This is a genomic window from Aeromicrobium sp. REDSEA-S38_B2, assembly GCF_001628525.1.
In the GTDB taxonomy this organism is placed as follows: Bacteria; Actinomycetota; Actinomycetes; order Propionibacteriales; family Nocardioidaceae; genus Aeromicrobium; species Aeromicrobium erythreum.
Genome location: NZ_LUNH01000036.1, coordinates 1 through 5995, shown reverse-complemented (window position 1 = coordinate 5995; position 5995 = coordinate 1). Strand labels below are relative to the sequence as shown.

Below are 5995 nucleotides of genomic sequence, written 5' to 3'. Positions count from 1 at the left end.
GGCCGACCCTAGCGAGCGGCGGCGAGGGCCGGGAGCGTCCGGTCCCGCGGCCACGCTGTGACACAGTGACGCCATGCGTCCCGTGCGTCAGGAGATCATGTGGCAGGCCGTCCTCGACGCGGTCGAGGCCCTCGAGCGCAGCGGTCCGCTCGACGTCCTCGACGTCGGCGGCGGCACGGGCGGCGACGCGGTGCGACTGGCGGCGCTCGGGCACCGGGTCACGGTCGTCGACCCGAGTCCCGACGCGCTGGCGTCGCTGGACCGTCGCGCCGCCGAGGCAGGCCTGCAGGACCAGGTCGTGGGCGTGCTGGGCGACACCGGCGACCTGGGGGAGGAGGTCACCCTGGCAGGCACGGACCTCGCGCTGCTCCACGGCGTGCTCGAGCACGTCGACGACCCCGCCGAGGCGCTGCGCACGGTCGCGGCGACGTTGCGCCCCGACGGCGTGCTGAGCGTGGTCGTCGCGGGGCGGCCGGCCGCGGTGCTCGCGCGGACCCTCGCCGGCGACTTCGCCGCCGCGTCCGCCCTCGCGCAGGCCCGCGTCGAGGGCTGGGACCTGCGCGCGCACGGTCCGCGGCGCTACGTGCCCGAGGAGCTGCACGAGCAGCTCGCGGCGGCCGGCTTCACGGTGCTGGCGCACGCGGGTCTGCGCACCTTCGCCGACCTCGTGCCGAGCGCCGTCGTGGACACGGAACCGGGAGCACGCGAACGCTTGTACGCTCTGGAGCGTCTGGTCCGGACGTCCAGCGAGTTCTCAGGGATCTCGGCTGGTCTGCACACCATCGCCCGCCTAGACTTGATCTAGACCCACCACCAGGAGGCCTCCGGTGCCACTCTCCGACGAAGAAGCCCGCCTGCTCCAGCAGCTCGAGCAGTCTCTCGCGGCCGAGGATCCCGACTTCGCGTCGACCCTCCGGGGCTCCAAGCAGGCCGCGCGCAACCGCAAGGTCGCCGTGCTGTCCGGTCTGGGTCTCGTCGTCGGCCTCGGCATCCTGTTCGCCGGTGCGGTCTCCGCGCTGACCTGGCTCGGTGTGCTCGGCTTCGTCGTCATGCTCGCCGGCGGCTACTTCTTCGTCACCGCGTGGCGCCACGGCCTGACGGCCGCGCCCGACGCCGGCCCGACGCGCTCCTCCGGTCCCAAGGGCCCGAAGCAGTCCGGCTCGTTCGTCGACCGCATGGAGGAGCGCTGGCAGCGTCGCCAGGACGGCGACGACCGCTGACCCTCCTGCGGACCTCCTGAGGTCCGCCCCCCACCTCCCCACACCGGGTTCCGCACCAGCGGGACCCGGTGTCGTCATGTCCGGCCCCTGCACGCGTCGGCGGCCCCCACTCAGCGGGGGAGCGGACGGGAGCGGACGCGCATCCGCTCCACTTCGCCCCACCTCGGCGCCCGCCGGGTCGCTGCGCGCTGCAACGACGGGCCAGCACGCCGCTCACGGCGCGCTGCGGCGCGTCGCGAAACTGCCGGAATTTCCGCTGTGTCGCGTTGACGGTGGGGAAAGGTGGGGTAGGGTGGTGCGAAATGGAGCACACGGGGATCCCCGCACGACGGTGGAGGGCCCGACGCGGGAGACGAGGTGAGGGGAGGTGGGCATCGATGCGGACAACTTCTTCGGCACCTACACGCCCCGCCTCGACGACAAGTCGCGCCTGTTCCTGCCCGCCAAGTTCCGCCCGCGGCTCGAGGGCGGCATCGTGCTGACCCGCGGGCAGGAGAACTGCATCTACGGATGGACGACCGAGGCCTTCGGCGCGTTCACCGACCGCATCCGCGAGACGCCGTTCACCAACCGCGAGGCCCGCAACTTCGTGCGCATGCTCTACTCGGGCGCCTCCTCGGAGGTCCCCGACAAGCAGGGCCGCATCTCCATCCCGCCGGTGCTGCGCACCTGGGCCGGGCTCGAGCGCGACGTCGCCGTCGTTGGCGCGATGGACCGCATCGAGATCTGGGACGCCCGCCGCTGGGACGAGTACTCCGCCGGCCAGGAGGAGCAGTTCTCCGACATGTCCGACGAGGTGATGCCCGGCATCTTCTGAGCCCGCGAGGTCCGACCTCCGCCTGTCCGGTCCTGGCATCACTTCCCCGGTGCCAGAGCCGTACGGACGGGGATCAGGCCGCACGGTCACCCCCCGCACCACCGTCCACCCCCCAGCCCGCTCCCACGGAGCCCCGAGCACCCGAGGAGGTGCGATGCACCAGCCCCGACGCGTCCGGCATGAGCTCGCCGACGCCGCCGTCCTGATGGCGTTCTCCGCCGGCGTCTCCGTCGCCCTCGCGCTGCTCATCGGGCTCGCCGTCACCCTCGTGGCCGGTGCCGCGTGACGCAGGACGACGGGGTGGGCACCCCGGACGCCCGGCACGTGCCGGTCCTGCTCGACCGGTGCCTCGAGCTGCTCGAACCTGCCCTGACCGCGCCCGGCGAGCGCCGCCGCGTCGTCGTCGACGCGACCCTCGGCCTCGGCGGGCACACCGAGGCGATGCTCCAGCGCTTCCCCGACGTGCACGTCGTCGGCGTCGACCGCGACACCGAGGCCCTGGCCCGTGCCCAGGCGCGCCTGGAGCCCTTCGGCGACCGCGTCACCTACGCCCACGCCGTCTACGACGAGCTGCCCGACGTCCTCGCCGACGCCGGGCTGCGGCGCGTCGACGGGGTGCTCTTCGACCTCGGGGTCTCCTCGATGCAGCTCGACCTCGCCGACCGCGGTTTCGCCTACGCGCGTCCTGCGCGTGCACGGCGAGGAGAAGTTCGCCCGCCGGATCGCCGACGCCGTCGTCGCCGCCCGCGAGACCGAGCCCTTCACCCGCAGCGCCCGCCTGGTCGAGCTCGTCCGCGACAGCATCCCCGCCGCCGCCCGCCGCACCGGGGGACACCCGGCCAAGCGGACCTTCCAGGCGCTGCGCATCGAGGTCAACGACGAGCTCGCCGTGTACGCCCGCGCGCTGCCCGCCGCACTCGACGCCCTCGCCGTCGGCGGCCGCGTCGTCGTCCTCTCCTACCACTCGCTCGAGGACCGCATCACCAAGCGGACCCTCGCCGACGTGACCACCCTCGACGTGCCCCACGGGCTGCCCGTCGTACCCGCCGGCCTCGAGCCGCGCTTCAGACTCCTCACCCGCGGCGCCGAGCAGGCGAGCGAGGCCGAGGCCGCCGACAACCCCCGCGCCCGGTCCGTCCGGCTGCGCGCCGTCGAGAGGGTCGCCGCATGAGCACCATGCACGCCGCGCGTCCGCGCCAGAGGACGGCCCGTCAGGCCCGTCCGACCACCCTCCCGCTGCGGCTCGTCGCCCCCGTGCGCAGCCGCGCCGGCCGGGCTCCCTTCGTGGTCGTCGTGCTCACCGTGCTCGGCATCGGCCTCGTCGGACTGATCCTCCTCAGCACCGTCCTGCAGGCCCAGGCCTTCGAGATCGCCCGGCTGCAGTCGAAGGCCGACGCCCTGACGGTGCAGGAGCAGGACCTGCGCCGCGAGGTCGAGCGGCTCCAGGCGCCCGCCGACCTCGCGCAGCGCGCCGTCCAGCTCGGCATGGTGCCCAACACCAACCCCGTCTTCCTCCGCTCGAGCGACGGCAAGGTCGTCGGCGACCCCGTGCCCGCCGAGCCCCGCAGCAACGTCGAGAGGGTCGATCGATGAAGCGTCAGCGTCTCTCCCGCACCCGGCTGCGGGTCAGCCTCCTGCTCGTCGTCAGCCTGTTCATGCTCTTCGGCGTCCGGCTCTTCTGGATCCAGGGCCTCGACGCCCAGGCCTACGCGGCCATGGCGCGCAACGCCAGCACCCAGCCTGTCACCGTGCCTGCGCCACGCGGCGACATCCTCGACCGCAACGGCGAGGTCATCGCGACCAGCGTCGACTCGCTCACCCTCACCGCCGACCCGACGCTGACGACGAAGAAGGCCCCGCAGATCGCGCGGATCCTCGTCTCGAGCCTCGGCGAGGACCGCGTCGACTACTTCGACCTCATCGAGAAGCTGCGCACCCCCGACACCCGGTTCGTCGTCCTCGAGAAGAACCTCCCCGCCGCCAAGGGCCAGAAGGCGCTCCAGGCGCTCCGCAAGGCCGGCGCGGCGGGCGTCTTCAGCCAGAAGACCACCATGCGCACCTACCCCGGCGGGCGGCTCGCCGCCAACCTCGTCGGCTACATGAGCCAGACCAAGGACTCCGACACGCCCGTCGGCGTGCAGGGCATCGAGCGCCAGTACGACGCGCTCCTCACCGGCAAGGACGGCTCCGCCACCTACGAGGTGTCGCCGACCGGGCAGCGGATCCCCATGGCCGACAGCACCGTCGTGCCGATGAAGCCCGGCCAGGACGTCCAGACCACCATCGACCGCGACCTGCAGTGGTACGCCGACCAGCGCCTCGCCGACGCCGTGCGCTCCGCGGGGGCCGACTGGGGCCTGGCCATCACCATGGACGTGCGCACCGGCCAGGTCGTCCAGCTCTCGCAGGCGCCCACCTTCGACCCCGGCTCGAAGGCCACCATGCAGGACTCCAACACCGTCTCGCGGTTCGTGCAGACGGTCTACGAGCCCGGCTCCGTGCTCAAGACCATCACCATGGCCGCGCTCGCCGACCAGGGCAAGATCACGCCGGACACGCAGATCAGCGTCCCCGGCAAGATGGTCATCGACAAGTTCCCCATCGGCGACTACTGGCAGCACGGCACGCTCAACCTCACCGCCGCCGGCGTCATCGCCAAGTCCTCGAACCTCGGCACCATCGTCGCCGCGCAGCAGATGAGCAACCAGACGATGCACGACTACCTGCGCAAGTTCGGCTTCGGCGTCGGCTCCGGCGTCCAGCTGCCCGGCGAGTCGCGAGGCATCCTCGCCCCCGCCGCCAGCTGGACCAAGGCCAACCACGCCACCATCTCCTTCGGCCAGGGCATCTCCGTCACGGCGCTGCAGGTCGTGCGCGCCGTCGGCGCCATCGCCAACGGCGGCGTCATGGTCGACCCGTCGGTCGTCAGCGGGTTCGTCGACGCCGACGGCCACCGCACCGACGCCAAGGAGGTGCCCTCCCGACGGGTCGTCTCCAAGAAGGCCGCCGCCGAGGTCACCCGCATGATGGAGGCCGTCACCGCCGACGACGGCACCGCGCCCGCCGCGCAGATCCCCGGCTACCGCGTCGCCGGCAAGACCGGCACCGCCTGGCGGGTCAACCCCGTCACCGGACGCTACGTCCGCGGCCAGAACACCGTCTCCTTCATCGGCTTCGCCCCCGCCGACGAGCCCCGCTTCATCACCTACGTCGTGCTCGACAAGCCCTTCGCCAACGCCGGAGGCGGCTCGACCGCCGCCCCCGTCTTCCACGACATCATGTCGATGGCCCTCGAGCGCTTCGGCGTCGCGCCCACCGGGTCGCGCTCGCCGAAGGTGGCGCAGGAATGGTAGCCGGGCGCGCTCGTTCCTCGCGCTGCAGCACGGCTCGCTCGCTGGCGCTCGCTCACCGCGGACCGGCTCGGCTTCGCTCGCTGGCGCTCGCTCGCCGCTGAAGCGAGTTCGCGGTTCGGTTGGCGTGGCTTGCACACGGTGGGGCTGGAACGGGTTCCGGGGCGGGGTGAGGGGATGGCGCGGAGTCGCTACGTTGGACCGGTGACCGACAGCGAGGACCTCCCGACGACCATGCGGACCCGGCCACGCGAGGTGGCGCGGCGGACGCTCGCCGACGTCGCCCAGCACCTCGACGCACCGCAGGCGCCGGGGGAGGACCCCGTCGTCACCGGCATCAGCCTCAGCACCCGCACCCTGCAGCCCGGCGACCTCTACGCCGCGCTGCCCGGCAGCCGGGTCCACGGCGCCGACTTCGCCGACGCGGCGAAGGCCGCCGGCGCCGTCGCCGCGCTCACCGACGCCGACGGCGCCGCGCGCACGGCAGGCCTGCCCACCGTCGTCGTCGACCGTCCCCGCAGCCGGCTCGCCGAGCTCAGCGCCTGGTTCCACGACCACCCCACGCGGGCGTTCACGACCTTCGGCATCACGGGCACCCAGGGCAAGAC

At 73.1% G+C, this 5995-nt stretch carries 7 protein-coding genes and 1 pseudogene; all 8 read left to right on the top strand.

The genetic code is table 11. From position 1 onward, the window contains the following. Positions 1–73: 73 nt before the first annotated feature. Positions 74–805, top strand: coding sequence for a methyltransferase domain-containing protein (locus tag A6Q81_RS08865; protein ID WP_286690230.1), 732 nt, complete (start codon positions 74–76; stop codon positions 803–805). A gap of 22 nt (positions 806–827) precedes the next feature. Then, positions 828–1220: an SCO2097 family morphological protein gene (locus tag A6Q81_RS08860; protein ID WP_067858296.1), complete on the top strand. Its 393-nt coding sequence runs from the start codon at positions 828–830 to the stop codon at positions 1218–1220. A 367-nt stretch (positions 1221–1587) separates the two neighbouring features. Further along, the gene (gene mraZ / locus A6Q81_RS08855; protein WP_241270777.1) at positions 1588–2037 is read left to right on the top strand and encodes a division/cell wall cluster transcriptional repressor MraZ; all 450 of its coding nucleotides are present in this window, start codon (positions 1588–1590) and stop codon (positions 2035–2037) included. 154 nt (positions 2038–2191) lie between these two features. Further along, on the top strand, positions 2192–2323 hold the full coding sequence (locus A6Q81_RS08850) for a hypothetical protein (RefSeq protein WP_256475569.1): 132 nt from the start codon (positions 2192–2194) through the stop codon (positions 2321–2323). Beyond that, positions 2320–3208, top strand: a pseudogene (locus A6Q81_RS08845) (16S rRNA (cytosine(1402)-N(4))-methyltransferase). Before A6Q81_RS08850 ends, A6Q81_RS08845 begins: the two are co-directional and overlap by 4 nt. Further along, positions 3205–3630: a cell division protein FtsL gene (ftsL, locus tag A6Q81_RS08840; RefSeq protein WP_067858293.1), complete on the top strand. Its 426-nt coding sequence runs from the start codon at positions 3205–3207 to the stop codon at positions 3628–3630. Before A6Q81_RS08845 ends, ftsL begins: the two are co-directional and overlap by 4 nt. Continuing rightward, positions 3627–5390: a peptidoglycan D,D-transpeptidase FtsI family protein gene (locus A6Q81_RS08835; RefSeq protein WP_067858290.1), complete on the top strand. Its 1764-nt coding sequence runs from the start codon at positions 3627–3629 to the stop codon at positions 5388–5390. The genes ftsL and A6Q81_RS08835 overlap by 4 nt, the downstream gene beginning before the upstream one ends. A 201-nt stretch (positions 5391–5591) precedes the next feature. Beyond that, the coding region (locus tag A6Q81_RS08830; protein ID WP_286690229.1) for a Mur ligase domain-containing protein at positions 5592–5995 on the top strand (404 nt) is incomplete at its 3' end.